The sequence below is a fragment of the Dolichospermum sp. UHCC 0259 genome (assembly GCF_009711935.1).
Lineage (GTDB): Bacteria > Cyanobacteriota > Cyanobacteriia > Cyanobacteriales > Nostocaceae > Dolichospermum.
In genome coordinates this window covers 1-2,890 of sequence record NZ_VIKX01000003.1, presented here as the reverse complement: position 1 = coordinate 2,890, position 2,890 = coordinate 1, and the positions used below count along the sequence as shown (strand labels likewise).

General features: G+C 39.3%; 2 protein-coding genes. Both read left to right on the top strand.

Going from position 1 to position 2,890, the window contains the following annotated elements; all coding sequences use genetic code 11:
• Positions 1–753: 753 nt before the first annotated feature.
• Positions 754–1,176, top strand: coding sequence for a plasmid mobilization relaxosome protein MobC (gene mobC / locus FJR05_RS00145; protein WP_168642251.1), 423 nt, complete (start codon positions 754–756; stop codon positions 1,174–1,176).
• Positions 1,177–1,186: 10 nt separating this feature from the next.
• Positions 1,187–2,890: relaxase/mobilization nuclease domain-containing protein (locus tag FJR05_RS00140; protein ID WP_168642250.1), on the top strand; the 1,704-nt coding region annotated here is incomplete at its 3' end.

The window sequence follows — 2,890 nt, the reverse complement described above, 5'->3', positions numbered from 1 at the left end:
GGTTTGCGGGACATAATTAGTAGCGATAATTTTCTTTATTTTAGAAGAATTACCCGCCATTTCATCAACCAAATTTAATTGATAAATTTATCAACAAAGCAGCAAGTGACATCTTAGTCTAGAACCTATAAGTTTTTGCTGTGCAGATATTGATGAATGCTTAATCAACAAAATTCATCAATTAAATTTATCAACTAAAGCAATTGCATCTAACCAAAACTAAAACCTATAAGTTTGATTGTGCCAGAACCTTAAATTTGATTGTACAGATACTTGTAGATGCAAATGCGAGAATTCACGAGGGGATTTTAGGTCAGTGTCATTAACCAAAACAGCAAGTGTAACCCTACCTCAGAACCCATAAATTTAATTGTGCCAGAACCTATAAGTTTGACTGTACCAGAACCCATAAATTTGATGGTGCAGATGCTCATAAATGCAAGGTGGATAATTAAGCAAAGATTTATAAGCCAGTGAGGTAAACTAGAGTTTATAGTCTAAAGAGAATATGATAAAAACAATTAAATAGTGCTGTAGCCTCAGTGGTGAAAGCATTACACACTTTGGTTTTTACCCTACGTGCTGGTTATGCCGAATATACCCGTACTTTTACCCCCTACATCCGCCGTTAATAGAGGCAAGCAATACGCCTTAACGCGCTCCGCGCTGCTTTTGCTACCGCAAAAGAGGCGTGAATTGCTTGTTGGGGGTGTCCCCCAAGCCCCCATTGTCGTCCACTATTAGGAGTTGTTTATGACACAACCAGACCCTCGTACAGCATTAAGTAATCAACTAGCAAATGTACTAAGTAATCATTCAGTACAGCCAGAAGTAAAGCGAGAAATAACTGTGACATTTAGGGTCAGCAATGACGAGAAAGCGAGACTAGAACAACGGTGTATTGGGGTAGTGCAGAGCGATTATATTAGAGCTAGATTATTCGATTATTCCCTACCACGTTCTAAGTCAATTATCCCAGAAGTTAACAGACAATGTATTTACGAACTCAAGAAAATTGGCAACAACATAAATCAACAGACTAAAGCTATAAACGAAGCAGTTAAAGTTGGTTATCAACCACTAAATAAGGAAGCCAAAGAGTACCTCCAAACCCTGAAAGAACTAGCAAATATATTAGAACAAACTCACAGACAACTCACCCAAATGATAGAATAGGGGCAGCGAAATGATTACTAAAGTCAAAGCTAATAAATCATTTCGGGGGACAACTAAGTATGTATTAGAGAAAGAGAAAGCCACAATCATTGGTGGCAATATGTACGGCTCAACCACCAAAGAACTGGTAGAACAGTTCACCCTATCAGCCCATCTTAACCCCCAACTCAAAGACCCCTGCTACCATCTAATGTTGTCAGTACCCAAAACTGATAGAACCCTCAATGATGAAGAATTAGCTAATTTATCCCAGCGTCACCTTGCCAACGTCATTGTATTATCCAGATTAAAAGGTGAAGAATCCCAAGTTAAACAACCTGAGAAAAGGATAGCTGATAGCAAACTAAACCAACTAGTTGATGAATTTATTGAAACAGAACTGCCAGCTTATGATTTCTTCATAGCCCGACATTCTGACAAAGAAAACGACCACACTCACATCGTTGCATCCAGAGTCAATAACCTAGATGGTAAATCCATTCGCACCTGGAATAATTATGCTTACTCAGAACATTCATCTCGACTGCTAGAGCGAGAATTTCACCTTACCCCAGTCCAAAGTAGTTGGGAAAGTAAACGCAAAGCCATGACCCGTAATCAACTAGAACGGGTGGAAACTGATGGACTGCCAGGAGAAGAAATAATGCGACGGGCTATAGATGCAATAGCAGCAGATAAACCCACAATGCCACAATTAATTGAGAGATTATGGTCAGAGCATCAAGTTAAAGCCATCGTCAGTTATTACAATCATGGTGGAGTTAGGGGCATCAAGTTTGGTATTGATATAGGTGCAGTGAATGAAGATGGTTCTCCTCAACTGCTTTGGAAACAGGGAGGCAATCTCAATAAATATAAGTGTTCATTCAATAAGTTACAGACAGAATTGGGGGTAAGCTATGACCTTAAACGGGATGATGCGGAAATTAAACGTCTAACTGAGATGCTGGAATCTGCTCCTGTAGTTCAAGCTAATCAGCAGGTAATAGACGATTTATTATCTAATAAACCTACAGATAATTCTCAAATATCTTCTAATAAACCTATAGATAATTCCCAGATAATTACTACTAAACTTGAAGATAAACTAGAAATCAAACCCCAGCTTACCCAAAAACAATCAGTTGAGCTTTACAAAAACTATAGTGCGGGACTTCAACAGGAATTGGTGACAGACAGGGATAAGGAAATTGCTGTCAGGGCGTTGAAAGATGATAAGTCTGCCGTGGAAGTTGCAGAGATTATCAGAGTTAGCCCAGTTGGTTGGACTGAAGATGAGGCTAGGGAACTGGTATTCATTGCTCAAGATAAACTGGAGTCGGAGAAGCCTACAATTGAACTCAAATCAGTAGGAAAGCAGGAGTTAATCAATAAATTATTGGAGATAGCAGTGCCTGTTGGTGTGGAGTTAATGAATCGTTTACTCAGAGGAAATGGTGAGAATAGCCTGAGATTTAAACGTGCCATCCTAGCTAAAGAGGGTCAGGAATTGGTGTTTACTCATGATGAAAGAGGTGAGGTTTTTCGTGTAGCTGTTAGTCGCAATCAAGAAGGTAATTTAGAGTATTCCCCAGTGAATATAGGTGAAGTGCGGCTTGAGGATATTCACAGTTGGAGTGAAGTAAAGCGGGTATTACAACAACAGATTAAGGAAGAAAGGCAGGGCTATTTCATTCTAAATAATTGCTTGAGTGTGCTAAGACCAAAACCAGCG